23 protein-coding genes and 1 pseudogene are annotated in these 24,418 nt (G+C 54.4%); 14 read left to right on the plus strand and 10 right to left on the minus strand.

Going from position 1 to position 24,418, the window contains the following annotated elements:
- Positions 1-484: 484 nt before the first annotated feature.
- Positions 485-787, plus strand: coding sequence for a hypothetical protein (locus ACR0KN_RS04820; RefSeq protein ID WP_480651788.1), 303 nt, complete (start codon positions 485-487; stop codon positions 785-787).
- Positions 788-859: 72 nt separating this feature from the next.
- On the opposite strand, the gene ACR0KN_RS04825 is transcribed toward ACR0KN_RS04820, so the two are convergent.
- Complete coding sequence (locus ACR0KN_RS04825; RefSeq protein ID WP_480651790.1) at positions 860-1,309, minus strand: DUF411 domain-containing protein; 450 nt, start codon at positions 1,307-1,309, stop codon at positions 860-862.
- A gap of 588 nt (positions 1,310-1,897) precedes the next feature.
- Between ACR0KN_RS04825 and ACR0KN_RS04830 the strand changes: the two genes are divergently transcribed.
- A complete protein-coding gene (locus ACR0KN_RS04830) occupies positions 1,898-2,557 on the plus strand; it encodes a L,D-transpeptidase (RefSeq protein ID WP_480651792.1) in 660 nt (219 codons plus the stop codon).
- Positions 2,558-2,567: 10 nt separating this feature from the next.
- Here the strand turns inward: ACR0KN_RS04830 and ACR0KN_RS04835 are convergent, their stop codons facing one another.
- A complete protein-coding gene (locus ACR0KN_RS04835) occupies positions 2,568-2,840 on the minus strand; it encodes a hypothetical protein (RefSeq protein WP_170746295.1) in 273 nt (90 codons plus the stop codon).
- 353 nt (positions 2,841-3,193) lie between these two features.
- Between ACR0KN_RS04835 and ACR0KN_RS04840 the strand changes: the two genes are divergently transcribed.
- The 7 genes from ACR0KN_RS04840 (at position 3,194) to ACR0KN_RS04870 (ending at position 8,795) form a co-directional block, all read left to right on the plus strand.
- Positions 3,194-3,784, plus strand: a complete 591-nt coding sequence (locus ACR0KN_RS04840) for a L,D-transpeptidase (protein WP_480651794.1) — start codon at positions 3,194-3,196, stop codon at positions 3,782-3,784.
- A 73-nt stretch (positions 3,785-3,857) separates the two neighbouring features.
- Positions 3,858-4,307, plus strand: coding sequence for a c-type cytochrome (locus tag ACR0KN_RS04845; RefSeq protein ID WP_260024788.1), 450 nt, complete (start codon positions 3,858-3,860; stop codon positions 4,305-4,307).
- Between the two features lie 396 nt (positions 4,308-4,703).
- Positions 4,704-5,273 (plus strand): cytochrome c, encoded by a 570-nt coding sequence (locus ACR0KN_RS04850; protein WP_170746289.1) that lies wholly within the window; start codon positions 4,704-4,706, stop codon positions 5,271-5,273.
- A 9-nt stretch (positions 5,274-5,282) separates the two neighbouring features.
- Entirely contained in the window at positions 5,283-6,182 is a 900-nt protein-coding gene (locus ACR0KN_RS04855; RefSeq protein ID WP_480651797.1) for a c-type cytochrome, read from the plus strand.
- A 39-nt stretch (positions 6,183-6,221) separates the two neighbouring features.
- Positions 6,222-7,592, plus strand: a complete 1,371-nt coding sequence (locus tag ACR0KN_RS04860) for a multicopper oxidase family protein (protein WP_480651799.1) — start codon at positions 6,222-6,224, stop codon at positions 7,590-7,592.
- The gene (locus ACR0KN_RS04865; protein ID WP_480651801.1) at positions 7,592-8,065 is read left to right on the plus strand and encodes a c-type cytochrome; all 474 of its coding nucleotides are present in this window, start codon (positions 7,592-7,594) and stop codon (positions 8,063-8,065) included. Before ACR0KN_RS04860 ends, ACR0KN_RS04865 begins: the two co-directional genes overlap by 1 nt.
- Position 8,066: 1 nt before the next feature.
- Positions 8,067-8,795 (plus strand): DsbA family protein, encoded by a 729-nt coding sequence (locus ACR0KN_RS04870; RefSeq protein ID WP_480651803.1) that lies wholly within the window; start codon positions 8,067-8,069, stop codon positions 8,793-8,795.
- A 37-nt stretch (positions 8,796-8,832) separates the two neighbouring features.
- On the opposite strand, the gene ACR0KN_RS04875 is transcribed toward ACR0KN_RS04870, so the two are convergent.
- Positions 8,833-9,030, minus strand: a complete 198-nt coding sequence (locus ACR0KN_RS04875; protein WP_170417905.1) for a heavy-metal-associated domain-containing protein — start codon at positions 9,028-9,030, stop codon at positions 8,833-8,835.
- A gap of 92 nt (positions 9,031-9,122) precedes the next feature.
- On the opposite strand from ACR0KN_RS04875, the gene ACR0KN_RS04880 reads away from it, so the two are divergent.
- Together ACR0KN_RS04880 and cueR are read left to right on the plus strand one after the other, a co-directional pair.
- Positions 9,123-11,633, plus strand: coding sequence for a heavy metal translocating P-type ATPase (locus ACR0KN_RS04880; RefSeq protein ID WP_480651805.1), 2,511 nt, complete (start codon positions 9,123-9,125; stop codon positions 11,631-11,633).
- Positions 11,634-11,648: 15 nt separating this feature from the next.
- Positions 11,649-12,035: a Cu(I)-responsive transcriptional regulator gene (cueR, locus tag ACR0KN_RS04885; protein ID WP_170474413.1), complete on the plus strand. Its 387-nt coding sequence runs from the start codon at positions 11,649-11,651 to the stop codon at positions 12,033-12,035.
- A gap of 756 nt (positions 12,036-12,791) precedes the next feature.
- Here the strand turns inward: cueR and terL are convergent.
- The 3 genes from terL to ACR0KN_RS04900 are packed head-to-tail and all read right to left on the minus strand — an operon-like array spanning position 12,792 to position 16,055.
- Positions 12,792-14,231 carry a phage terminase large subunit gene (terL, locus tag ACR0KN_RS04890; protein WP_170614895.1) on the minus strand — a complete coding sequence of 480 codons (1,440 nt, stop codon included), beginning with the start codon at positions 14,229-14,231 and terminating at the stop codon, positions 12,792-12,794.
- Complete coding sequence (locus tag ACR0KN_RS04895; RefSeq protein ID WP_170614896.1) at positions 14,209-14,631, minus strand: DUF5681 domain-containing protein; 423 nt, start codon at positions 14,629-14,631, stop codon at positions 14,209-14,211. The genes terL and ACR0KN_RS04895 overlap by 23 nt, the downstream gene beginning before the upstream one ends.
- The gene (locus ACR0KN_RS04900; protein WP_480651808.1) at positions 14,631-16,055 is read right to left on the minus strand and encodes a site-specific DNA-methyltransferase; all 1,425 of its coding nucleotides are present in this window, start codon (positions 16,053-16,055) and stop codon (positions 14,631-14,633) included. The genes ACR0KN_RS04895 and ACR0KN_RS04900 overlap by 1 nt, the downstream gene beginning before the upstream one ends.
- A 593-nt stretch (positions 16,056-16,648) precedes the next feature.
- Here ACR0KN_RS04900 and ACR0KN_RS04905 point away from each other — a divergent pair.
- The 3 genes and pseudogenes from ACR0KN_RS04905 to ACR0KN_RS04915 all read left to right on the plus strand — a co-directional run.
- Positions 16,649-16,789 (plus strand): annotated as a pseudogene (locus ACR0KN_RS04905) (DUF6538 domain-containing protein); the annotation flags it as partial.
- 345 nt (positions 16,790-17,134) lie between these two features.
- Positions 17,135-18,700: a site-specific integrase gene (locus ACR0KN_RS04910; RefSeq protein ID WP_480652425.1), complete on the plus strand. Its 1,566-nt coding sequence runs from the start codon at positions 17,135-17,137 to the stop codon at positions 18,698-18,700.
- Positions 18,701-18,711: 11 nt separating this feature from the next.
- Positions 18,712-19,173 carry a hypothetical protein gene (locus ACR0KN_RS04915; RefSeq protein WP_480651810.1) on the plus strand — a complete coding sequence of 154 codons (462 nt, stop codon included), beginning with the start codon at positions 18,712-18,714 and terminating at the stop codon, positions 19,171-19,173.
- 64 nt (positions 19,174-19,237) lie between these two features.
- Here the strand turns inward: ACR0KN_RS04915 and ACR0KN_RS04920 are convergent, their stop codons facing one another.
- Genes ACR0KN_RS04920 through ACR0KN_RS04935 form a run of 4 tightly spaced genes read right to left on the minus strand, consistent with a single transcriptional unit; the run spans position 19,238 to position 24,356 of the window.
- Entirely contained in the window at positions 19,238-20,182 is a 945-nt protein-coding gene (locus tag ACR0KN_RS04920; protein ID WP_170534597.1) for an ABC transporter substrate-binding protein, read from the minus strand.
- A 48-nt stretch (positions 20,183-20,230) separates the two neighbouring features.
- Positions 20,231-21,238 (minus strand): ABC transporter permease, encoded by a 1,008-nt coding sequence (locus tag ACR0KN_RS04925; protein ID WP_170394139.1) that lies wholly within the window; start codon positions 21,236-21,238, stop codon positions 20,231-20,233.
- On the minus strand, positions 21,235-22,761 hold the full coding sequence (locus ACR0KN_RS04930; RefSeq protein WP_480651813.1) for a sugar ABC transporter ATP-binding protein: 1,527 nt from the start codon (positions 22,759-22,761) through the stop codon (positions 21,235-21,237). The genes ACR0KN_RS04925 and ACR0KN_RS04930 overlap by 4 nt, the downstream gene beginning before the upstream one ends.
- Before the next feature lie 41 nt (positions 22,762-22,802).
- Positions 22,803-24,356 carry a UxaA family hydrolase gene (locus ACR0KN_RS04935; protein ID WP_480651815.1) on the minus strand — a complete coding sequence of 518 codons (1,554 nt, stop codon included), beginning with the start codon at positions 24,354-24,356 and terminating at the stop codon, positions 22,803-22,805.
- Positions 24,357-24,418 lie beyond the last annotated feature (62 nt).

Below are 24,418 nucleotides of genomic sequence, written 5' to 3' on the forward strand. Positions count from 1 at the left end.
GAACTCAATGAAAGGCCGAGAATGACCTTGAATTACTTCTCACCGGCAGAGAAGTTCGAAGAGTGTGTTGCGGCGATCGGTTGAATCGGCAACCAAACGAGCACGATGCAATTACTAGTATTCGGGCTAAAATACTGTGTGAAAGAAGACATTTTTTGATGAGCGGCAAGGAGATTTCATGATTAAGTTTTTACCTAAGTTTCTAATCGTAGCGACGCTTTGTACGATCCAGTGCTCTCAAGTAGCATATGCTCAAAGCCACACCCACGACGCAGAAGCCACGCCCTACGCCGGTCTGCAATCAAGGATCATCAAGAGCTTATCTGAGACCGATTGAGAAGAGCTGCGGCGCGGCGGAGGTTGGGGTTTTGCCTTACCTGCGGAGCTAAATGGCAGACCAGGCCCAGCACACTTGCTCGAATTGCAAGATGAACTTGGACTTTCGAAGGATCAGGTGGAAAGAATTGGCGCGATCTATTCAGAAATGCGCAAACAGGCAATCGTCGCAGGCGAGCGGTTTATTGAGGCCGAAGCGGCGTTGAGCGAAGCGTTTGCCGGTGACCAGCTTGACTTAGCCGAGTTAAACAAACTTGTTAAAGCGGCAGAAACGGCCAGGGCCGAATTACGACTGGTTCATCTGTCCCGGCACCAGCAAACAACACCGCTGTTGAGCGCAGATCAAATCCAGCAATACAGCATTCTAAGAGGGTATGCGAACGACCCATGCTCCAATGTGCCCGAAGGCCACGACCCAGCCATGTGGAAAAAACACAACGGTTGCCGCTGAATCCTTTTGAAATCAGCGCAATCCGATGCTGAGCACGGATCTAGGAAGTCTGATTGCCCTTTATCCAATCTCTCAGCTGTGTCGAGCAAACACCCTCGTCGTCCCATCCAGACCAACGAGCAAGGTTTCATAGGGTTCTCGTTCGTCTGAAAAATCCATGCCGGGTGAACCCATTGGCATGCCTGGAACTGTCAGGCCGAGGCCTTCAGGATGTTCGGACAAAAGTCGATAGATGTCTTCTGCCGGGACATGCCCTTCGACAAAATAGTCCCCAATAATTGCAGTGTGGCAACTGGAAAGCTCATCTGAGATTTTCATTTGTTCTTTAAGCGACCACAGCTGCTCCTGTTCCATGTCTAGCGTATCGGCGCGAAATCCTACGGAAATCAGGTGATCTACCCACGCGGAACAACAGCCGCAGGTTGGCGTCTTGTAGACTTTGATGAGTGGGGCTTCTTGTCCGACGGAAGGAGTGGCCAACACTGCTGCTGTACCCGCTAGTAAAAATTCGCGTCGTTTCATTGGTCTCTTCTCCGCTTCCTCATGGGACTACAAAGATATTGTGCCAGGGCCAAAGTTTTCAATGTTGCCGGACTAAGCATCAAACGGGCAGTTTCGATACAAGATCTGAATCTCAATCCAAATAACACTGGTCGCCAAACGTTTTGTGAGTTGCGTCGCGTATGGCTCAAGTTCACTCGAGCGTTCGGCAATGGACCTCGCGATCAACGTCGTGGTGAGGTCCATAGCAACCTTCTAAGCCATGGCCATGCCAATTGCCTTGGTGGTGCCTGCCCGTGCACCCTGACAATGCAATCACTATGGCCAAGAATGCCGCTCTGCGCGGGTGCTTGATCCAACAGTTCTGTTCCATGTGCAAACCAACCTAGTAGCAATCCGGATACCTTTGCTTTGACGCAGGTCAAAGCTCGCGCAGGCGTTGCAACATTCGCCGTTGGTGGATTCACGCCTACCGTTGATAAAAAGTACCAGTTGGTCGGTAATTTTTTTCAAATAAGATAAATGATTGGACAATTTTCTTAGAACTTGAAAACCTCAGAGACCGCCGCACTCAGCAATGAGTCTTTGTATTAGGGGTTGACGAGATAAATGTTGAACAGAAGACACTTACTTGCAACTTCTTTGGCGATGCTTGCGCAGCCTGCACTTTCTTCCTCTGTAGCCGCATCCACTTCTTCGCAATGGTCGGAATGGGACGCAAGGGTAACGCCGCCCAATTTTGATCCCGCAACATCCAATCCTTGGGGTCTAAACCAGCGTTTCCTGCCTCAGCGTGTACAAACCAACCGAGCGCTGGTTCCGGGTGACATACATGTGGATGCTGTGGCGCGGTACTTGTACTTCATCGAAGACGGCGGCACGGCAATGCGTTACGGCGTAGCCATTGCCCGAGGTAATCTTTACGAGCCAGGAGTCTATACAATCAAGCGAAAGGCCAAATGGCCGCGTTGGACACCTACCGCCGAAATGATTGAACGCGACCCTTATGAATACGCACAATTCGCGAATGGTGTACCCGGCGGGCCGACAAACCCATTGGGATCAAGGGCGTTTTATTTGTACGAAGGTGGTCGCGATACGTATTTGCGAATACACGGAACACCTTACCCAAGATCTATCGGAGGTCGCGCAAGTTCCGGCTGCGTAAGGATGGCCATGCCGCATATCATCGGGCTTTATGATCGTGTAAGGCCAGGGTCCACGGCTCATCTCTACCCTCCCGAGCGGCTTCTGACCTCAACCAACTGACAGGCGATTGTCAGGCACGTGTACAGATTGGGCGCCCCTCGATCGTTCTGAGTGGCAGGAAGGTCGTTTCAACTGGCCCAACGTAGCGATACCAATAGCAACCGTCCTCAGGCATAATTTTAACGGCATTCAAGTCCTGACCCGGTGCCGCGATCTGGGCAACCGCCTCCGGAACTCGGGAAAGCGTTCCGGCCTTGCTATCTGAAGAAATCGCCGTCGTTTCGGTGCAGGCGCCGACGAACCAAAGTGCGGCTAGTGTTTGTACAGCTTTCTTGGACGACATGTTGCTTGGCCCATTGTGACTATTATTTGTAGTACTGATTACCATCGCATCGACGGGCTATCACATCAATTCACCAAGATCTAAGCGATTGTTAGCGTTGCTTTTTTGTGATCGGCCGATACAAAAAAAGCCAAGTTTTTCTCAAAGCAACACGGGGTTATGCCGAAGAAAAGTTATTTTTCACAATGACTTGATGATGTGAAGCCACCTTAGAAAACAAAGTTTCTGTGCCGACGGCAACGACAATCAAGACGAAATATCCCTTACGCAAAGCCTGTTGCTTGTTGACCTTCCAGCGCGGGAACCGGGCATACGAGCACTTTGAGTCGCGAAACACAAAAAGATCGTTTGGGATGGCAGGCATGAAGCAGACCAAGGAAAGACAGGTTGTTACGCGACGCGGAGTGATTGCCGCGTTTGCTGCGACGACGCTTTTTCCAGCACCGGCCGTTTGGGCCCAATCAACGGCAACTGAGGGGACGCGCCGTAACGTGTCGTCTTTCCGTGTTGCTAAATGGCAAGACCACTTCGATACACTCAAGAACGGGGTGATCCTCTCTGATACACAGTCAAAAGTGCTGCAATATTGGTCGGAGGACGAAAGCGTCTATCGGATGTATCCAACCAGTGTGCCTCTTACAGGAGACCTGACAAGGCTGGGCTACACCAAAGTTATTCGAAAGGTCGAAGGGCCATCCTGGCGACCGACGCCATCAATGAAAAAGCGCAACCCAGCTTGGCCTGATTACGTAGGCCCGGGTCCTAAGAATCCTCTGGGGACACATGCGCTCTATTTAAGCTGGCAATACTACCGCATCCACGGCACCAACGACACGCGCAAGATCGGGAGAAGGTCCTCCAACGGCTGTATCGGCTTGTACAACGAGCAGATTGCGGAATTGTTCGAACTGGCCACTGTGGGCACTCAGGTAAAACTGATCTGACCTTGGTCAGGCCGATTTTTTTGCGCGCGTTGAACCTAAAAACTGGCAATCATATGACATATGAAGAACAGAGATGGATAAACTTACACTCTTGATATGCGGAGTAGTGATCGCAGGCGCCGCCGCGTTCGTCTTCAACTTTAATCAGCGACCAACAGGTCACTCGATGACGCCGTCCGATACGTCAGCACTGGAGCCAGGAGACCCAATCGAAAACGTTAATCTGCCGGACAAGCTGAGCGAATTTGCGGCCGTTGGCAAAGTGGCATTCGACGCCAAATGTGCGGCGTGCCATGGCGTTAATGCAACTGGTCTGGAAGGTCTTGCACCGCCTTTGGTGCATAAAATCTATGAACCAAGCCACCATTCGGACGAGTCATTTTTTGTCGCGGTCCAGAATGGAGTTCGGGCACACCATTGGAAGTTCGGCAATATGCCGCCGGTCGATGGCTTGACCCGTGAAGATGTGAAAGGCATCGTGGCGTATATCAGAGAGCTGCAGCAGGAAAACGGGATTTTCTGAAGGTGACGAGCCGAATGGGCAGTGCAATTCGTTACATCATCCTGTCATTGGTGCTGACCATTGGCGGGCTGCTTGTGACGGCCGATTCTGCTCATGCGCACGGTGGCAGCTCTCATCATGTGAGTGCTCAAACTGACTCTATCGATGTAGAGCATATCAAGCAGGGTCATCCCGGGCATTGCCATGGCGGAATGATTTGCGGTGCTGTCGGACTATTCTTGTCCGGCCCGACTCCGCCTTCTCCACTTAGCGCGAAAAAAAGACTTTCAATTCCGCGAGCCCAATACCGGGTTCTTGGTATCACGGCGTTTGACCCACCGCCACCGCGTGTCCTGATCTGACCAGTCGAATTGCGCCCAACGCGGGCGCGTCGAAGCAGACCACAAGGACAAAACAATGAAAATTCTAAAAATGACCACTAGCGTTGCCCTGGTTTCTCTGATTGCGGCAGCCGCCCTGGCGCATGGTGGCGCAACCGGCATCGTCAAAGAACGCATGGACGGTATGTCCGCGATGAAGGACAGCATGAAGATCCTTACGCCGATGATGCAGGGGAAAACGCCTTACAATGCGGAAACCGTGCGAAGCGAAGCCGAGAAGATCGGGCGTCACGCTGGTGAGAGCATGACAAAACTGTTTCCAGAGGGATCTGATGGTAAACCCTCGGAGGCGAAATCGGAGATCTGGCAGGATTGGGGATCCTTTGCAGAATTGGCCAGCCAATTGGCAACCTACTCTGAAGGCCTTGCGCTTGCGGCGGACAACGGGTTGATGGAGTCCGGATTGGGCCATGGTTCGGGCATGATGGGCGGCGCATCCATGATGGGTGGCGGTTCTATGATGGGTGCCGGGATGATGGGCAGCAGTCCAAATCAGGCACAACTGTCTGAAATGCCGGCGGATGGTGTGTTCATGATGCTGAGCCAGACATGCTCGGCATGTCACACGCAATTTCGGTCGGAATAGGAATGCGTCATGAGACCGATATTCCGATTGGGCCTTGCTGCCGCCGTAACGGCGTCAGCGGGACTTGTTGCCGTGATGGCTTGGCCTATTGGCCAGCCCTTACAAGCTCTCGACATTCAAGGTGACGTTAACCGCGGGGCGTATCTGGCAAGGGCAAGTGGCTGTATCGCTTGCCATACAGATTTTGCAAAAGGGGGGGCACCCTTGGCCGGTGGGGTGGAATTAGATACCCCGTTCGGCACGCTCTATTCACCGAACCTGACCACAGATCCTGACCACGGGATCGGTGATTGGACGGCCGAGGAATTTGCCCGCGCGGTGCGTCAGGGTGTGTCGCCTGAAGGAGAACCCTATTACCCAGCCTTTCCTTATCCGTTCTATGCCAACTTCACAGATCAGGACATCGCCGATCTCTGGGCCGCATGGCAAACAGTTCCACCGGTAGCGGAACCGTCAAAAGAACAGGAAATGGCGTTCCCCTTCAATCAGAGATGGGGCCTGAAGCTGTGGCGCGCGGCTTTTCTGGAACCACCCCGCACTGATCCTGTGCCGGGCAATGACGAAGTGTGGAACCGGGGCCGGCTACTGGTCGAAGGTGCCACGCATTGTGCGGCCTGCCACACCGGCAGGAACCTGGCTGGCGCAAGAAATTCGGACACGGAACACTTCAAAGGAAGTGCCTCCCTGCCGGGCGGTGACAAGGCACCGGCCATCGACTTTGAGACCCTGCAAAAGCGTGGTTGGACGGTAGATGATTTGGCCTACGCGTTGCGCACCGGCGTCATGCCTGATGGCGATGTCTTCGGCGGCGCCATGGGAGAGGTCGTAAACTATGGCACCAGCTTTCTGACAGACGAAGACCGGAAGGCAATGGCGACCTATTTGCTGGATGTGCACGACGGGGGGTAATCGAGTGAGAGATCAAATTTTCTTTGGAGGGAAATCCTCATGAAGCTCAATCGCAGGCAATTCGTTGCAGGCACGTCGGCACTGTTCGCAGTGCCGGTTATCGGGAGGGCGGCTACCGCCCCCCAAATTATCGAGGCGCGTTCAGGATTGGCACGTGTTGCTCCCGACAGCTATCCTGAAACCGAGATATGGGGATATGATGGCGGTGTTCCGGGCCCCGAAATTCGTGCCCGGCAGGGCGAAACGGTTCGCCGGACACTCCTGAACTCACTGCCTCAGCCTACGGCAATCCATTGGCATGGACTGCGGGTTCCAAACAACATGGATGGGGTGCCGGGTCTTACACAGGAGGCTGTACCAACAAGCGGCGAGTTTCAGTATGACTTGCCTCTGAAGGATGCAGGAACCTTCTGGTACCACTCTCATAACCAGTCAACGGAACAAGTGGCCAGGGGCCTTTACGGCGCGTTCATCGTCGACGAAATGGACCCGCCGGACACGGATCATGACATTACGATCCTGCTGGATGACTGGAGGTTGGGTCAGGACGCCCAAATCGTCGATGATTTCGGCGCGATGCATGACTGGACGCATGCAGGCCGAATGGGAAACTACGTTCACGCACACATATCGCCCATGACAGAAGTTCTGACAAACCAGCGTTTGCGACTTCGAATGGTCAACGTGGCAACTGATCGGATCATGTATGTCTCAGTAGGTGGCGCAAACGGGAAACTGGTCGCTTATGATGGCATGCCTGTAAGGCAGCCAGAGGATTTTGAAACCCTTGTTTTTGGGCCTGCACAGCGAGCAGACTTAATTGTTGATGTCACAGCGGAATCGAACGAAGCCGTTCAAATAACTCTTCACGAACGCGATGAATCGTTTGTCATTGCTGAAATCCCGGTTTCGGGAAGCGGTGCATCCGCAAACCGCGGTGCAATAGAAGCCCTGCCACCCAACCCTGTTTCCTTTCTCGAGGATGTTTCTGACGCTTTGACAATCCCATTAGTGATGGAAGGCGGGGCGATGGGCGGACTGCGTCAAGGCACTTTTAACGGCCAGGTCATGAGCACCAATGAATTGGTTCAGGAAGGGCAGATCTGGACATTCAACGGTGTCGCCGGGTTACCTGAAAACCCGCTTGCTTCCGTTTCGCGTGGCGACATCGTCCGGATTCAGATGCAGAACGACACCGTCTTTCCGCACGCAATGCACTTGCATGGGACGCACTTCCAGGAAGTTCTGCCAAACGGCCACCTAGGGCCGCTGCGGGACACAATCCTGGTTGGCCGGATAGAAAAGCGGGAGATTGCGTTCGTTGCGGATAACCCGGGGGATTGGCTGTTTCATTGCCATATGCTGTCGCATCAGGCCGCTGGTATGAAGACCTGGCTGAGCGTGGCATGATGAACAAGAGTTCGGCGAAATGGGCGTCACTGGCTGCTGTGATGATCATTGTCGCGGTCACTGGCTGGGGCCTGAGTGGGCGTGCGCAGAACATTGCGTCGGCGGATTCGGCACGTGGTGCAGTTTTGTACGCCGAAAACTGTGCATCATGCCACGGGGCAAATTTGGAGGGTCAGCCGGATTGGCAAACACCTGATCCGGATGGCGTCTTGCGGGCACCCCCGCATGACCGAACAGGGCACACTTGGCGTCACGGCGACAAGCTGTTGTTTGACTATACCAAGCTTGGCGGGGATCAAACCTTGAAACAGATGGGTGTTGCTGACGTCAAAAGCGGCATGCCGGGATTCGGAGAAACTCGGTCGGATCAGAATATCTGGGACATCCTCGCCTTCATCAAAGAGAGTTGGCCGGATCGGGAACGCAAGCTGCAAGAGCAACGCACCGAAGCAGAACAAACGGAAGGAAACTGATGTGAAACGAATACTTGCAGGCTTAGTCGCTATCGCCATGTCGATTGGCATTCCTATGGCACGCGCCGACGAGTTGTCTGACTCCGATGTAAAACGGCTGGCTCTCGAAGCCATTTTGGAAAACCCTGAGATCATCATGCAGGCGATTCAATTGCTTCAACAGCGCGAGGATCAGGCAAAAGCCGAAGCAATAGGAAACGTCTTAGAAAATCAGCGTGAATTGCTTGAACAGGATTCGAATGCGCCTGTCATCGGAAACCCGGAAGGCGATGTAACCGTGGTCGAGTTTTTTGACTATAACTGCCCATATTGCAAACGCGCGGCCCCGGTCGTGAAAAATGTAATCGCAGGGGATCCCGATGTACGAGTTGTTTATCGAGAATGGCCCATACTCGGAGAAGGTTCCGACTTCGCAGCACGCGCCGCGCTTGCCTCACGTAATCAGGGAAAATATGAAGAATTTCATTGGGCGCTTATGGCTCTGAACGGTCGTGCCACTGAGGCCAGTGTCCTGAAAGTTGTTCGGGAACTTGGCCTCGACGAGGATCAATTGCGCGCAGACATGGAGGCGCCGGAAGTCGACGCGCATATTCAGGTGTCCATGGAATTGGCCCGACAGCTTGGCTTCAGTGGCACTCCTTCGTTTGTGATTGGAGATGCGCTTGCCCCGGGTCTGATCACCGAAGATGAAATGACCCGGTTAATCGTGGCAGTCAGAGACGCAAGATAGAACCAAGGGGGCGACAGCATGTGCGCTCCTAAGTTTATCATGCGATCGTGGCTTCGTATCCCTCGGACTTCAGCGCTGCAAGGATATGATCAAGTGAATTGGTGCTTAAGACACGTACCCTGCGGTTTTCCATGTCAAAGTCCAACTGTGCGGAGGAATCCACCGTGGCAACGGCTTTTTCGATAGCTGACTTGCAGTGCCCGCAGCTCATATCCGGGATATTTAGGGTCGTCATGGATGGTGAGAAAGAAAGTCAGCCTCATCACTTGACCTTCCACTTGCTGGAACCCTTATGTTGCCGGTCAGCAGACTACTTGTGGTGACAATATGACTGAAAATTCACATGCGCGGTTCCAGGTTCAGGGTATGAGCTGTGCTTCCTGCGTAGGGCGGGTCGAGCGCGCTCTGAAATCTGTGCCAGGGGTAGATGCCGCTTCGGTTAATCTCGCCAGCGAAAGCGTTCAAGTCGATTTTCGCAATCCGGCTGATAAAGCTGCCATTGCTGATGCGCTAAGCAGCGCTGGATATCCAGCTCGGACCGTAGAGGTCACGCTGGATATTCAAAACATGTCCTGCGCATCTTGTGTAGGACGCGTTGAACGGGCCTTGGAGGCCGACGACGGCGTATTGTCCGCGTCGGTCAATCTGGCCGCTGAAAGTGCAACAGTGCGCTATGCTGAGGATGTCACCACGCCTGAAGCCATCGCGGCGCTAGCAACATCTGCTGGCTATCCGGCAAGCCTGCGATCCGCGACGCAGACCGAACCACAAGACCGCAAGGCGGCAGAGATCAGCCATTTGGCGCGGCGAACAAGCTTTGCCGCTTTGCTCGCTTTGCCGGTATTCATTCTTGAAATGGGCTCGCATGTTATTCCGGGCATGCACCACCTGATAGCGAGCACGATCGGCATCCAGAACAGCTATTACCTGCAATTCCTTCTGACCACGATCGTTCTTTTTGGGCCGGGTTTGCAGTTCTATACCAAGGGATTCCCTTCCTTGTTCAAAGGCGCGCCGGACATGAATTCTCTGGTGGCTCTGGGCACTTCGGCGGCCTATGGGTTCTCGCTTATCTCGACCTTTGCACCGGGTGTTCTTCCGGCCGGAACCGCAAATGTCTACTACGAGGCCGCAGCGGTGATCGTGGTTCTCATATTGCTTGGGCGGTTCCTTGAGGCGCGCGCCAAGGGTCGAACTGGTGAAGCGATCCGAAAACTGGTCGGTCTGCAGGCAAAAACAGCACGAGTTGAACGCGACGGATCGGTTGTTGAGCTTCCGATTGAGCAGATCACTGTAGGGGATATTGTTCACGTCCGACCGGGCGAAAAGATCGCGGTGGATGGTGCCGTAGTGACTGGCGCGTCATATGTCGATGAAAGCATGATTACTGGTGAGCCGGTTCCGGTCGAAAAGACCGAAGGCGCTACTGTGGTTGGAGGAACCGTAAATGGCACTGGTGCGTTGACCTACCAGGCCGAAAAGATCGGTTCCGACACTATGTTGGCCCAGATAATCCAGATGGTCGAACAAGCCCAGGGGGCCAAACTGCCTATTCAAGGCCTGGTCGATCGCATCACGCTTTGGTTTGTGCCGGTAGTGATCATTGTGGCCGTGATGACGGTTCTGGTTTGGCTGTTGTTCGGGCCCGATCCCGCGCTCAGCCTGGCGTTGGTGGCCGGGGTTGCGGTGCTGATCATTGCATGCCCATGCGCCATGGGGTTGGCTACTCCAACCTCGATCATGGTTGGCACCGGACGCGCGGCTGAGATGGGTGTCCTGTTCCGTAAGGGCGACGCCTTGCAAATGCTGCAGGAAACCACCGTTGTTGCGGTGGACAAGACAGGAACCTTGACCGAAGGGCGTCCGGAGCTGACCGACCTGATTGTGGCCGAAGGAATGACCGAGGCTGAAGTTCTGCGCCTTGTTGCTGCCGTTGAGGTCACATCCGAACATCCGATCGCCACGGCCATCGTGCGCGCGGCTGAAACCCATGGTCTGGAGCTTCCCAAGCCAGAAGACTTCACGTCGATCACCGGCTACGGGGTTAGCGCCTCAGTCGAAGGCCATACAATCCTGATCGGGGCCGACCGCCTGATGAGTCGCGAAGGGGTAGAAATGGGCGCGCTGTCTGATCGGGGCGCTGAACTGGCAATCAACGGAAAGACTCCGCTTTATGCTGCCGTAGACGGGATTATCGCGGCCGTAATCGCTGTGGCTGACCCAATCAAAACCACCACGCCAGACGCAATTGAGGCATTGCACGGGCTGGGCCTGAATGTAGCGATGATCACAGGCGACAATGCCGCTACTGCCAAATTCATTGCGGCGCAGCTTGGCATCGATCATGTCGTGGCCGAGGTTCTGCCCGAAGGTAAAGTATCCGCGTTGCAGGATTTGCGTTCAAATGGCGGAAAACTGGCGTTTGTGGGTGATGGCATCAACGATGCACCCGCGCTTGCGGCGTCTGACGTAGGAATTGCGATCGGGACAGGAACTGACATCGCCATCGAAGCGGCTGATGTCGTTCTGATGTCAGGCGACCTGACAGGCGTGGTCAACGCCTTCGATATTAGTCAGCGCACCATGCGTAACATCCGCCAAAACCTGTTCTGGGCTTTCAGCTACAACACGCTGCTCATACCGGTTGCAGCGGGGGTGCTCTATCCGTTTGGCGGCCCGTTGCTGTCGCCGGTTTTGGCTGCAGGTGCCATGGCGCTGTCCAGTGTATTTGTCCTGACCAACGCGCTGCGGTTGCGCTGGGTGAAGGCGATCAAAGTTGGGCGAGAGCAGATTTCGCAGAATGAAGAGCGGGCGCTGCAATCAGCGCCTGCTGAATAGTATAGGAGAGCCGCTGTGAATATCGGAGATGTAGCAGAACGTTCGGGTCTGCCTGCCAAAACCATCCGCTATTACGAGGATATCGGTTTCATCAAACCCAGGCGCGGCCTGAACGGGTATCGCCATTTCGACGAAAAGGAACTGCACAAACTGGCCTTCATCGGACGGGCCCGTTCATTGGGCTTTACCATTGAGGATTGCCGTTCACTGCTGGCGTTGTACGAGGACAAAGAACGCGCGAGCGCAGACGTCAAAGAAATAGCCAAACAGAACTTGAAAGAGATCGACGATAAGATTGCCGATCTGAAGGCCATGCATGAAACGTTGTCTCACTTAATCGATGAATGTGCCGGAGACCACCGTCCCGACTGTCCAATTCTAAAAAACCTGGGCCAAGCATAGTTGCCTTCGTTGTTTGCTCTGCCTCCAAATTGGGCAATCTTTTTTTCAGTCGCGGCGATCCGCCATTTTTAAAGTGTGTCGCAACACCAAATATAGTTTTGTCGGCTCTGTCCGTAGACGGGTCGCGCGATTTGATCCTTCACCAGAGTTATATTTTCTCTGACCCCAATGACTTGGAGTTCCCGACGAAGCTGAAATCATTCACATAAGGATCGACGCGTAGCTGGCAGCAGACGCCCTGTGAAGGCTGTAGGCAAGTAATACCACCAAAACACATATTGGCCCTACTATTTCCACAAATGCCCTGGGAAATGTTGGGAAGCTATTCCCAATCGAGAAGTGCCTCGAGAGGTCGCATTCCGTCAGGAATAGCTTCCATTTGATTTGGTTTACCATGTTCGACTCGTTAAATAACAACGGGTGAAAATTAACGCGCGTAGTCCTGACCGCATAACTTTGTTGCAATTTTCAGAGATATTGCTGCCTAAAGGGTAAGATGGGTGCACATTCACGGTAAAACAGAGCCCATTGTTAACACGATCAGTGCTACCCGGCGTTTGCAGAAATGGTTTTGTCTGAGCAGATCGTCTTGAGGCCGACCAAGCGGTTTCGTAGCGCTTGGTCATGATAAGGCGCTAGGCAAACACCTTATCCGCCTCAGGAGTCATTGCTCTCACAAGCCCTTTGGATCATGGGCGATTCTCAGACGCCGGCCATGCCTCATTTTAGGTGGCTGTGTCACAGAACAGATCACCACTATTTCAAAACACGCCCTCGCCCCCTGTATTCCGGGTTGAAGCGGCTCACGAGCAGCTTGCGAAAAAATTCAATGGCGTGTGAGAAAGCGTCCACCTGATCATCTTTTGACCCTGCAGGAAATGCGCTAAACTCGGCTAAAAGATCATTTAGCCAGAGCGTTTCAAGGGGTATGTGAACCAAGCCTTGTTCCACGAGGACCATGGCTTTGCCAGCCCGGTCTTCCTTCGACAAACCTTTATGTTTGAGCCCCTGCACTAAAGTACGCCGAATATTGTCAGGGTAATGCTCCCAAAGGACATCAATAAGGGCCAGACCAGAGCTGGCACGCTCTATCGCTACGAAGTTAGCTTTCCAAAGGGTCTGAGTATCAACCACACGTTTCGTCAATTGCGGAAAGGTCCAATATCCACGTTGATTGTCCGCCAGATAGACGTTTCCGTTCGTCATTTGCCAGACCTGAATGACACTGTATGACCCTGACCGGCAGCTTGAAGCTGCGTCAACACTCAGGAACCGAACATCATATAGTTTTGGCAGGGTTTTGTAGCGCTGGAAGAGGCTTATATCGATCTCGCCGCCACCCGGGGGAACAGGGCGTTGTTGATACTGAGCAAGGAAATTTGCCGTACCCAGCTTAGCCCTCTGAACGTCAAGGGTATCCATTGGCAACCGCGCCGCATCCAGAAGCTCGCCCTTGTTGAAGTGATATTCTTCGACATCGCTGATGGGAACAATTTGGTCCTCCTCGGCGATTGCCGGCAGGGTGACACAGTTCCAATCTTCCTGGGTTTGTAGGTGTGCGGCCGGATCATTTATAGCCAGCCGCTGCATCACAAGAACCATTGCGCTGCTTGCCGGATCATTCAGTCGCGTGGACAGTGAAGTATCGATCCAATTATTGACCTTTGCACAGCCGTTTTCGGTCGCAACCTCCGATGCGTCCAGTAAGTCGTCCATAATGCAAATATCTGCTCCTTTCCCAATAACAGCCCCGTTGACTGAAATGGCTTCTCTGAAGCCTCCAGCGTCAGTCAAGAAGATCCGCTCGTTGTCTTTTTGTGGTGCCCCAGACATTGTCGGGAACGCGGCCTTGTACCAGTCGGCATTCACGATCTGTCGGAATTTGTTGGAAAGACCGATCGCCAGATCGAGATTGTGCGAAACAACAAAGATTTGCAGTCCTGGATTGTGCCCAAGCAAGAAGGCGGGCCATGCCACGGAAACGATGATCGACTTCAGACTCCGCGGAGGAATGTTGATCATAACACGTTTTTCGGTTCCCTTTTGGACTTGCCCGAGCGCATGACAAATCGCTTGGATGTGCCAGTTGTCTTGCATCTCCCGTCCGTTAAGCAAGGTCCTAAAAACCTTCTCTACGAAGGCCACAAAACTTAACCGTAGAAGAGCGTAGACTTCAGAATTTGTTGGATTGGTCATCGGACTCTCCGTTTTGAACCTTGGTCTTTATTGCTTTCTCAGCGTATTTGAGAAGCAGACGCACATCTGCTTCACTGGCGGGCAAATCCTTTGCTTCGACTGGTGTCACATCGCCAAAGTACTTATTGAGCTGCCGGAGCAATTCGCCCAAAGCCTTGGGATTTCCTGCCAGGGCGTCCGACACGAGGCGTTTAGCGAAAGCCTCCATTTTGGTAACTTTCAATTCGACGCCCTGTTCCTTCAGGCCAATCTCCGTGCTGAGCTCAGCCTCAATGACGGTTTTCCATGATTTTGAGCCCTTTGGTCGCCCGCCAGGATTGCCACTCTGACCGGGCTTGAACTTATGGGCATCTGGAGGGTTGCCATACCCAATGTTGGAACGGTTCTTGTCGTTGGTCATCAGAACTGTTCCTCCGTTCCAGTATCGTTTTCCAGAGGTATTGGTTCGGCGCTCTTATCGGTCTCGGCCGCAAGTTCTGCGGCCCTCTCAGCAAAGGTTTGGCCGGTTTTTAGAAGAGTTGCCTGGTTGCCGGTCAGCCCTTGCCAACGGCGGATCGCTACGTCCACGTAAGCAGCCGAGATCTCCAACCCAATACAGACACGTTTGGTTCGTTCTGCGGCCAGAAGCGTTGTCCCGCTCCCCAAAAATGGATCCAGAACAATTTGCCCAACGGCCGACGCGTCGAGGATGGCATCCTGTACGAGGCGAACCGGTTTGACGGTGGGATGCAACGTGAAGTCGTCTGCTTCATCCGCCCCACCGCCTGTGGCGCCAGCATATTCCCAGACATTTGTTCGATATCGACCGTTTGAACCTAATTGAACGTTGTTGGTGTGCGGAGCGCCAAGCTGCTTCAGTACAAACACCGTTTCGTAACGTGAGCGATAGAACGAACCCATCCCGCCATTTGGCTTCACCCAAATGCATTTGTTCAGCAGCTCGAGACCCGTCGCCTGGATCGCCTGGTGGAGTTCCCACTCGTGCCGCCAGTCCATGCAACAGTATATCAAGCCACCGGGTTTCAGCCTGGACAACACGCTCTTCAGAAAGGCAATCAGAAACAGGATGAATTCTTCGATCGACATCTCTCCTGACGCTTCGGCAAATTCATCAAATCCTGAGTTGCCGACGCGGATGTGACCGTTGACCTTCGTGTTGTAAGGAGGGTCCGCAAAGACGATGTCGGTCACCTTTCCATCAAGCAGCTCCGACAAAAGTTCAGTGTTTCGCATATCGGCGCACGCAATGAGGTGCGTTCCGGCCCGCCATACATCATTGACCTGAGTGACAGAGGACGCAGAATGAATCGAGGAAGCGATCTGATCAGCGAGGTCTGGATCGCTCCCCTCTTCAGGCAGCGTCTCAAACAGCCCATCAAGTTCTGGCGGTTCAAATCCAAGGTCCGTCAGATCCGTGTTGAACTCGAGCTGGCAGGCCAGTTCGAGAGTCAGCTTGGGCAGGTCAAACTCGCCGGTTGTTTGTATCTGGTTCAGGGCAATTCTCAGGCCTCGAACTTCTAAGTCGGTGAGATCCGCCACTCGAATACACGGGAGGTCCGTCAGCCCCAGTTGACGGGCCGCTTCGACGATCGCGTGACCGTCGATGATTTCGTTGTCCGCTGTAATCAAAATCGGTCGATTCAAGCCATATCGCTTGATCGACGCTCGGCACTTGGCTATCTGCCGATTACTCTGTTTTCGAACGTTGCGTTTTGCCTGCTGCAAATCGTTGATCGCAACGGTTTCAATACTCAACTCGGGCAGCAGATCGTTTTTTTTAGCGATTGAATGCTCCGGACTCGCCGGCTTTGGATAGGTCGTCATCACGCCCTCCTTGAAATCCAGTTTCAGGAAAGTCGCGATGGGGCGTCGACCAGGCCGAGACGGGAATACCAAAAAGGTCGTCCATCACAGTTTTAACGAGACACCGAATCCTCGGCCGGGCATCCCGCCACGTAGGTTCGATACTAAATGTGGTGGCGCAAGTCAATTTTGAAACCCGATTTGGTTGACAAACGCAGCGAAGGTCCTCAAGTCTCGTTCTCTTTCGAGTTGACTAAAGCGGTGCCTTGAGCGTTCTAGTAGACAGGAATTCGGCCGATGAAGCGGTGAGGTCGCAATTCGGAACACAGTGCTCTGGTACAAGAGAATACCCCCTGCCCCGACGTAGGAATGTGCTTTCGAAATTTCCCTGTTAATTTCCCTGTTCTCAGGGAAATCGCGAGACTGGATAGCTGGAGACTGCGAGCACAGCCACCTTTTCCAGAAAAGCCAGGAAAATAAGGGGCCACAGGCCCTCCGATAAATCCGATGTGTCACAGCATTCGGAAACTGTGACACATGCTGTGACACAGCCAGCCAGAAATCGACCCAGCGGTCGGCCGCGCAAACCCCGTTACCATGCCGGCCCTTACCTCATGCGCCGTGGCCGTATTTTCTATTTCCGAAAACGCCTGCCAAAAAAACTGTCAAACCAGGTTCCAAACCAGTTTCTCTGCCTGTCGCTGCGAACCGACCTCCCGCTCGACGCCGTGAAGCGCGCAGCCGCGTTGCTCACCGTCCTCGAGCAGATGGAGAAAACACACGTGGACGCACTGACTAAAGAATCGCTTAACCCCGAGACCGCCAAAGCCGTCTTGACTGAGATGCTACGCTCAGCACTTGAGGGCATGCTACAAGAGCAAAACCAGGACACTGCCTTGAGTGCGGGCGAGGTCGACCAGAGGATCGAAGCACTGCAGGAAGAAAACCGACGTCTCCGGCAGGCCGCAAGGAACAGACAGTGGACCGGCGTCGAGCCGTTGCTGCGCGCCGCCGGAGACCGCGTTGCCCTAAATATATCAACGCCGATTTCAAGCGATCTGGGCAAACGTGCGACGGCTTTGCAACGTCGGCTAAATGACGTGGAAATTGCCGCGCAAGAAGGCGACGACGTGCGCTATGCCAGTTCGGAACTCTTGGCTGAACACGGGCTGGATGACTTCGACAAGTTCGTTCAGGCACCGGTTCTGCTTTCCCAGGCACGGGCAAGGACCGACGAAAACTTCCCTTCGAAAGACATGAAAAAGCTCACAGGTTCCGTGTATCGGCTGATGAAAGAGTTTTTCGGCGACATCCCGGTTTCTTCCATCACGAAAGAAAGACAGAAAGAATTTTTAGGATGGGCATCCCGACTGCCCCGCACTCAGGGCAAGTCGCACGGTCGAAAGCGCTTCGAGAGCGAAGGGAAAAGCATAACCAAGGAATTTGAGATTTCTCAGGCGGACGCCGCCGATTTCCAAGTTATGGAGGAAGTCCGCGCCATTGAGGGACTATCCAACCCCGAAAAGCGTGCCTTGCTTGCTGAACGCCTGGTACCGCGCGTGACCCTGCGTACACTCAAAAAGTACCGCGATGCGATGAACAGAAAGTTCAAATCGGCCTCGGAACTCGGTCCGGAAATACCTAAAGCTATTTCCTACAAAGAAATGCAACGGCACATCCAGTCACTTGCACCCGAGGATGAGCTGTATGTTCGTGTCACGAAACCGAAAAACCGGATGCCCTGGACCACGGAGCGGATTGCGCGACTCTTGACGTCACCGATTTATTCGGGAGCGGCGTCTGAGCATCGCCGATGGCAACGAGGCAAAGTAATCGTACGGGATGCGGATTATTGGGTGCCCCTGATCGTTCTCTCCATCGGTTCTCGCATTGAGGAAGTTCTGTTGCTGAAACGCAGCGATGTCAGGTATCGCGACGGGACCTATCTCTTGGCAATCGCGTCTGGACCAGAAGCCACGGGTAAGACAGAGGACAGCAAGCGGCTTATCCCCATACCACAGATTTTGTTGGACTTGGGGTTCGTCGAATGGTTTCAGGCTCTTCGGGACGATCATGGTCCGCTTCTCTTTCCCGAGGCCGTGCGCCGTTCGTCAAAGGGAGATGTGACCAGTGCCTGCGGCAAGCATCTACGTCGCATTTTCGACCATCTTGGTATCGGTGATTTCGACGAGGATTTCTACGCGCTTCGCAAGACCTTCTCGAGTATGTTGAAACGCGAGATGGTGGTTGACGGCGAACGGCAGGCAATCGCTGGGCACAAGAATGGCAATGTTCTGAACGTCTTCTATACGGCGCACCATGTCCAAGATCTTAAGAAAGCGGTCGACAAGGCGGATTTCAAGCTGATCATCGGCAAAAAATACCGTTATGGCTTCCCGGTTATCCTGGCCTGCAACCTCGCTCAAAGCTCTACACTGGAAATAGAAGTAACTCTTGATGAATGCAGTCAAGCCGAAAGCGTCAGTGTAATAGATCCACAATTGGAGAAGCCGCTTTTCCATATGCAAGGGATCGGGAGCCTCTCTGACGCCGCACTCAAGAAAGCGGCCACTAAGCTTCGTGAGGTGACTGACCTACGGCCCCTGAAATTGCCGAAATACAAACTGAAGCGAGCAGCATTTGAACACTTGCTGGCACTCGCTTAGCAGTTATGAGAGTGGCTTTCAGTCCTGGTGCGAATACTCGCGCCAGGTGCTACTTGGGCGGTAAGCAGACCTTCGCTGCACCGTTCATCGAGGCCCCAAAAAAGGAGCAGAAAAGACTTTCGGAAATTGCCTCACGCGAAGATCGCTTGGCCTATCTTCGCAAAATAGCATCAGGTGAAAATCCGGAGTCGCTGCAAGAGTTTTCAGATCAGGCGGCAGTTTGCGCCGAACAGAACTACATCTCTCTCGGCAGCCCCGAGAGCAACGCCATAAGCGAGATTTCGACACCTATCCGTCATGGCATGGGTCAATCCGTGATCGCATCGCTGACGATTCCGCATTTCGCTTCCGCTCTGATCGACAACCGGCGCGAATTCGTCATTGACGCGCTCAAAACGACGGCGGCTCAGTTGCAAGCCAGCGTTGCGACCCGAATGCCATTGCCCCGCACGCCTTGGTATCAATTCACCTGACAATCTGCAGATGAAACCATCCGGCCCGCCCAAAAGGCAGGCCGGACAGTTTGAATGGTTATACTTAGTCGTACAGAACGGCCGAGATCTTCGGGTCGTCAATGTTCGAGGCATCGTAGTAGTAGAAGCCTGTGTCGATCAGACCTGGAACCTCTTCCCCATTCAGAGCCGCAACCGCGGCTTTCACAGTCTCATAGCCGATACCCACAGGGTTTTGCGTGATCGCACCCGCCATCAGACCGCTCTTGATTGCGTCTTTCTGGGCCTTGCCACTGTCATAACCGATGATCACCAAACCCTCGGTGCCCAGCTCCTGAACCCCATTCACAACACCGATGGCTGAGCCTTCGTTGGTGCCAAAGATACCATTTAGATCAGGGTTAGCCGTCAGGATCGCCTTGGTGACTTCGGTTGATTTCAGGTGGTCGCCCTGGCCGTACTGAACCGTGACAACTTCGATATCCGGGTACTTCTCGGCCATGCGATTGACGAAGCCATCGCGGCGGTCGATGCCGGTGCGGCTGGTCTGGTCATGCGCGACAACCGCAACTTTACCCTTGCCACCAATTTTCTCTGCCATTTTATCGGCTGCGAGCCCGGCTGCTGCCAAGTTATCCGTTGTCGCGGTTGAAAGCGGAATGTCACTGTCAACGCCGCTGTCGAAAGCGATGATCGGAATGCCCTTTTCATTGGCCTGCTTCAAAAGCGGAATTGCAGCTTGGCTATCCAGAGCGGCAAAACCAATGGCTTTGGGGTTGTTGGCCAGAGCGGCAGCCAGCATGTCAATCTGACGGTCGACCATTGTCTCATTATCCGGACCTTCAAATGTGATGGTGACATCAAACTCGTCAGCCGCCTGCTCCGCACCCGACTTCACGGCCTGCCAGAACTGATGCTGGAAGCCTTTGGATACCAGCGGGATATAAATTTCTTCGGCTGCCGCCATTGAGGCGGGCCCTGCCAAGGTGGCTGCACTCAGCGCACCCAGTATGAAACGACGTGAAAACATGTTTTTCTCCTCCAGTTGGTCGTTTTGGTCTTTGATTTAGCTGCTTGGTCATCCCGATTTCTTGCGCCGTGCCATATCGGCATAGACGGCCAGGATGATGATTGCGCCGGTCACAACGGTCTGCCATTCCTGCGCGACGGACAGCACGCGTAGGCCATTAGTCAGGACCGCCATGATCAATGCTCCGATCAGTGTGCCGAGGATAGTGCCGCGCCCACCGGACAAGGAGGTGCCACCGATCACCACGGCGGCGATCGCCTCCAGCTCGTAACCCAGTCCCAATGCCGGTTGTGCGGAATTCAGACGCGAGGCGATCAGGATACCTGCGATACCGCAAATCGCTCCGGCCAGCGCATAAATGCGCATCTTCCACATGTCGGTGTTCACACCTGACAGACGCACCGCTTCCTCGTTGGAGCCAAGCGCGAAGGTATATCGGCCCAGAACCGTGCGCCCCAGAATGTAAGAGGCCGCGATGGCAACCAGGAACAGGATCAAGACACCATTGGGAATGGGCAGCGATGGGAAGACCTCTCCGATCAGCGACCCGCGTGAGATCTGGTCAAAGCCCGGCGTATCATTGAAGTAAATCGGCCGCGTCCCTGAGATCACCAGCGACAGGCCTTTGAGGATCAACATCATTCCAAGCGTGGCGATGAAGGGCGGGATTTTCATCTTGGCGACGAAGGTGCCCGAGCAAAGCCCACAGAACGCACCAGCCGCAATCGCTGCGGCAACCCCCAAAAGCAATGGCATACCCAGATACGTCAGGACCACACCCGCGATCACGGCGCAGAAGGTCATCAGCGTACCAACGGACAGATCAATCCCACCCGTGATAATGACCAGCGTGGCTGCGACGGCCAGAACGCCATTCACCGATGTTGCCTGCAGAATGGCGATCATGTTCGAGGTCTGCATGAAGTTCGGTGAGGCGATTGAAAAGCCGATCAACAGAACGATCAAACTGGCGAAGGCCAACAGCTTTTGATACGCGCCGCTGTCCGCAAGGCCCGAGAGTGGCTTTTTCTTTTCAATATCGGTTGCTGTTGTCATTGGACTGTCCCTGTTACCTGCATCGCCGCCGCACGTTGCGTGGCCAGATGCATGATGTCTTCTTGAGTGGTGTCTTTGCCGCCGGGCAGAATGCCGGTCAGTCGCCCTTCGCACATCACGGCGATGCGATGGCTGAGGCGCATGATTTCGGGCAGTTCGGAAGAGATCACGATGATCGTCTTGCCCTGCCCCGCCAGTTCTTCCAACAGCTTGTAGATCTCGGATTTTGCGCCGACGTCGATGCCGCGGGTGGGCTCATCGAAAATCAGAATATCGCAGTCACGCAGCAGCCATTTGGCGATGACAACCTTCTGCTGATTGCCGCCTGACAAAAGGCGAACCTCTTGCACATCCGATGGTGTTCGAATGCCCAGCTGCTGGATGTAGCTTTTGGCGGTGTCGCTGATTTCACTATCGTGCAAAACGCCGCCAGCGCCCGTGAACAAGTCCATCGAGGCAAGCGCGATGTTGTCGCGTACATTCATGCCGGTGGCGAGGCCAAAGTGCTTTCGGTCCTCAGAAAGATATCCGATCCCCGCTTTGACGGCGTCGGTGGGTGATTTGATCGACACCACCTGACCATGTACCCGGATTTCGCCGCTATCCTTGGGATCGGCCCCGAAGATAGCCCGTGCAACCTCTGTACGACCTGCGCCCATCAGACCGGCAAAGCCCAGTATTTCGCCCTTCTGGACCGAGAAACTCACGTCCTGAATTTCGTTGCTCCGGTTCAACCCGGTGACCTGCAGAGACATCTCGGCATCACCCAGATCGGGCACGTCCAGCGGTTCTTCCTTGACCTCTCGGCCAACCATCATGGCAATGATCTGGCTGATGGGGGTTTCGGCAGCATCAACTGTTCCGACATATTCCCCATCACGCATGACCGTCACGCGATCCGAGATCTGCTTGAGCTCGTCCATCTTGTGGCTGATGTAAACGATACCAACGCCCTCGGCCTTGAGGCGGCGAATGATGACGAACAGCTCGGCAATTTCGGCGTCATTCAGGGCCGCCGTAGGCTCGTCCATGATGAGCACTTTGGACCGAAAGGACAGTGCCTTGGCGATCTCGACCATCTGCTGTTTTGCGATGGTCAGGCTGCCCACCGGCGCCCTGGGATCGAGGCTGAGATTCATCGAAGCAAAAATTTCGGCTGTCTGCGCATTCAGCGCAGCCTCATCCAAACGACCAAAACTCTTGCGCGGTTCACGCCCGATGAAAATGTTCTGAGCGACAGTCAGGTCGTTCATCAGGCTCAGTTCCTGATGGATGATCCCGATGCCCAGATCCTGTGCTTCACGCGGGGTTGTCGGACTGACTTCGCGCCCTTCGATCTTCAGCGTCCCACCATCGCGCTGATAGATACCCGACAGGATCTTCATCAGCGTACTTTTCCCGGCCCCGTTCTCCCCCATCAGCGCGTGAACTTCGCCCGGTTCAAGATCGAACTGCACGGATTTCAGCGCGTGCACGCCGGGGAAGAACTTATCAATCCCCGTCATTTCGACCAATTTATTCATTTTCCCTCCCATGTGCCCCTCTCCCTTGGGCCCAACGCGGTTTACATCACCGCGCCGATTTGCCAGGGGACAAATTCAACGCCCCCAAAGCCAAGTTCTTCGCTTTTGGTTTTTTGGCCCGACGCAACGCGGATGAGCATTTCAAACAGCTCTTCGCCCTTTGCCTCGATGCTGATCCCGTCAGTCACGATGTCACCGCAGTTCAGGTCCATGTCGTCGGCCATGCGGGCATACATCTCGGAATTTGTGGCCAGCTTGATACAGGGCGTGGGCTGATAGCCTGACACCGAGCCACGCCCGGTAGTGAACACGATCAGGTTTGAACCCGACGCCACTTGTCCGGTGACAGAACACGGATCGAACCCCGGGCTGTCCATAAAGACGAACCCGTGCTTGTCGACCATCTCACCGAATTTGTAGACGTCGCGCAGAGGCGCGGACCCTCCTTTGGCAACAGCGCCAAGCGATTTTTCCAGAATGGTCGTTAGGCCACCTCGCTTGTTGCCGGGGCTCGGGTTGTTGTCCATCTCACCGCCGTTGCGCGCAGTGTAGTCCTCCCACCAGTGGATACGTTCGATCAGCTTTTCACCAACTTCGACCGTTTCGGCCCGCCGCGTCAGCAGATGCTCCGCCCCATAAATTTCCGAGGTCTCCGACAGGATCGTCGTGCCCCCGTGGCGCACCAGTAGATCCGAGGCATACCCCAGCGCGGGGTTCGCAGTAATCCCCGAATACCCATCCGAGCCACCGCATTGCATGCCGACCGTAATGGCACTGATCGGAGCGGGGGCGCGTTCAGCCTGATTGGCCAGCTCGGCGATGCCGCGCAGCTCTTCCAACCCTCGTTCGATGGTACGCCGCGTTCCGCCCTCGTTCTGAATGGTCATATAGCGCAGGGCACCGTCAGCGCGGATGGGACGACCGCCGACAAGGTCTGCGACCTGCATGACCTCGCACCCCAGACCAATCAGCAGGATACCCCCGAAGTTCGAATGTTGTGCGTACCCGGACAGGGTTCGGAACAGGGTGGCATAACCTTCATCCTTGCCGGACATTCCACAGCCGGTCCCATGCACAATCGGCACCACACCGTCCACATTTGGGAAGCTGTCCAGCAGCCCGGATTTTTCCGCCGCCTCCGCGATGAAACGCGCGACAGAGCCCGAACAATTCACAGTGGTGAGAATACCAATGTAGTTTCGGGTACCGACTTTGCCGTCGGTGCGATGGTATCCATCGAATGTCCGTTCTTCAGTCAGAGTGGGTAGTGGCGCGTTCGCGCTGGCATGTGCATAGTCCTGATGATGCGCCCCCATCCCGAGGTTGTGCACGTGGATATGTTCGCCCGGCGCGATATCGCATTTGGCCTGCCCGATGATCTGGCCATAACGAACAACGTTTTCGCCAGCCTGGATTGATGACACCGCAATTTTGTGACCACGGGAAACAGGCGCAGCCAAGGGCACCGGAACATACGCCGGTTGTTCACCCGCCTGCAGGTCGCGCAATGCAATGACGATATTGTCCTGCGGATTAAGCTTCACGACGTCGCGCGTCGCCTCTTCCGAAACATTTATGCCGCCGTGTGCTTGCATCTCTTCCCCGCTTGCTTGGCCAATGTTGCTAAATCCAAAATCACCACTTGTCAACTAACATG

It is taken from the genome of Ruegeria sp. AP7, assembly GCF_056539905.1.

What these genes read in the sequence shown, in the direction of transcription:
- ACR0KN_RS04820 (WP_480651788.1), top strand. Translation starts at nt 485, where the DNA reads ATGCGCAAACAGGCAATCGTCGCAGGCGAGCGGTTTATTGAGGCCGAA.
- ACR0KN_RS04825 (WP_480651790.1), bottom strand. Translation starts at nt 1,309, where the DNA reads ATGAAACGACGCGAATTTTTACTAGCGGGTACAGCAGCAGTGTTGGCC.
- ACR0KN_RS04830 (WP_480651792.1), top strand. Translation starts at nt 1,898, where the DNA reads ATGTTGAACAGAAGACACTTACTTGCAACTTCTTTGGCGATGCTTGCG.
- ACR0KN_RS04835 (WP_170746295.1), bottom strand. Translation starts at nt 2,840, where the DNA reads ATGTCGTCCAAGAAAGCTGTACAAACACTAGCCGCACTTTGGTTCGTC.
- ACR0KN_RS04840 (WP_480651794.1), top strand. Translation starts at nt 3,194, where the DNA reads ATGGCAGGCATGAAGCAGACCAAGGAAAGACAGGTTGTTACGCGACGC.
- ACR0KN_RS04845 (WP_260024788.1), top strand. Translation starts at nt 3,858, where the DNA reads ATGGATAAACTTACACTCTTGATATGCGGAGTAGTGATCGCAGGCGCC.
- ACR0KN_RS04850 (WP_170746289.1), top strand. Translation starts at nt 4,704, where the DNA reads ATGAAAATTCTAAAAATGACCACTAGCGTTGCCCTGGTTTCTCTGATT.
- ACR0KN_RS04855 (WP_480651797.1), top strand. Translation starts at nt 5,283, where the DNA reads ATGAGACCGATATTCCGATTGGGCCTTGCTGCCGCCGTAACGGCGTCA.
- ACR0KN_RS04860 (WP_480651799.1), top strand. Translation starts at nt 6,222, where the DNA reads ATGAAGCTCAATCGCAGGCAATTCGTTGCAGGCACGTCGGCACTGTTC.
- ACR0KN_RS04865 (WP_480651801.1), top strand. Translation starts at nt 7,592, where the DNA reads ATGAACAAGAGTTCGGCGAAATGGGCGTCACTGGCTGCTGTGATGATC.
- ACR0KN_RS04875 (WP_170417905.1), bottom strand. Translation starts at nt 9,030, where the DNA reads ATGACGACCCTAAATATCCCGGATATGAGCTGCGGGCACTGCAAGTCA.
- ACR0KN_RS04880 (WP_480651805.1), top strand. Translation starts at nt 9,123, where the DNA reads ATGACTGAAAATTCACATGCGCGGTTCCAGGTTCAGGGTATGAGCTGT.
- terL (WP_170614895.1), bottom strand. Translation starts at nt 14,231, where the DNA reads ATGACCAATCCAACAAATTCTGAAGTCTACGCTCTTCTACGGTTAAGT.
- ACR0KN_RS04895 (WP_170614896.1), bottom strand. Translation starts at nt 14,631, where the DNA reads ATGACCAACGACAAGAACCGTTCCAACATTGGGTATGGCAACCCTCCA.
- ACR0KN_RS04900 (WP_480651808.1), bottom strand. Translation starts at nt 16,055, where the DNA reads ATGACGACCTATCCAAAGCCGGCGAGTCCGGAGCATTCAATCGCTAAA.
- ACR0KN_RS04920 (WP_170534597.1), bottom strand. Translation starts at nt 20,182, where the DNA reads ATGTTTTCACGTCGTTTCATACTGGGTGCGCTGAGTGCAGCCACCTTG.
- ACR0KN_RS04925 (WP_170394139.1), bottom strand. Translation starts at nt 21,238, where the DNA reads ATGACAACAGCAACCGATATTGAAAAGAAAAAGCCACTCTCGGGCCTT.
- ACR0KN_RS04930 (WP_480651813.1), bottom strand. Translation starts at nt 22,761, where the DNA reads ATGAATAAATTGGTCGAAATGACGGGGATTGATAAGTTCTTCCCCGGC.
- ACR0KN_RS04935 (WP_480651815.1), bottom strand. Translation starts at nt 24,356, where the DNA reads ATGCAAGCACACGGCGGCATAAATGTTTCGGAAGAGGCGACGCGCGAC.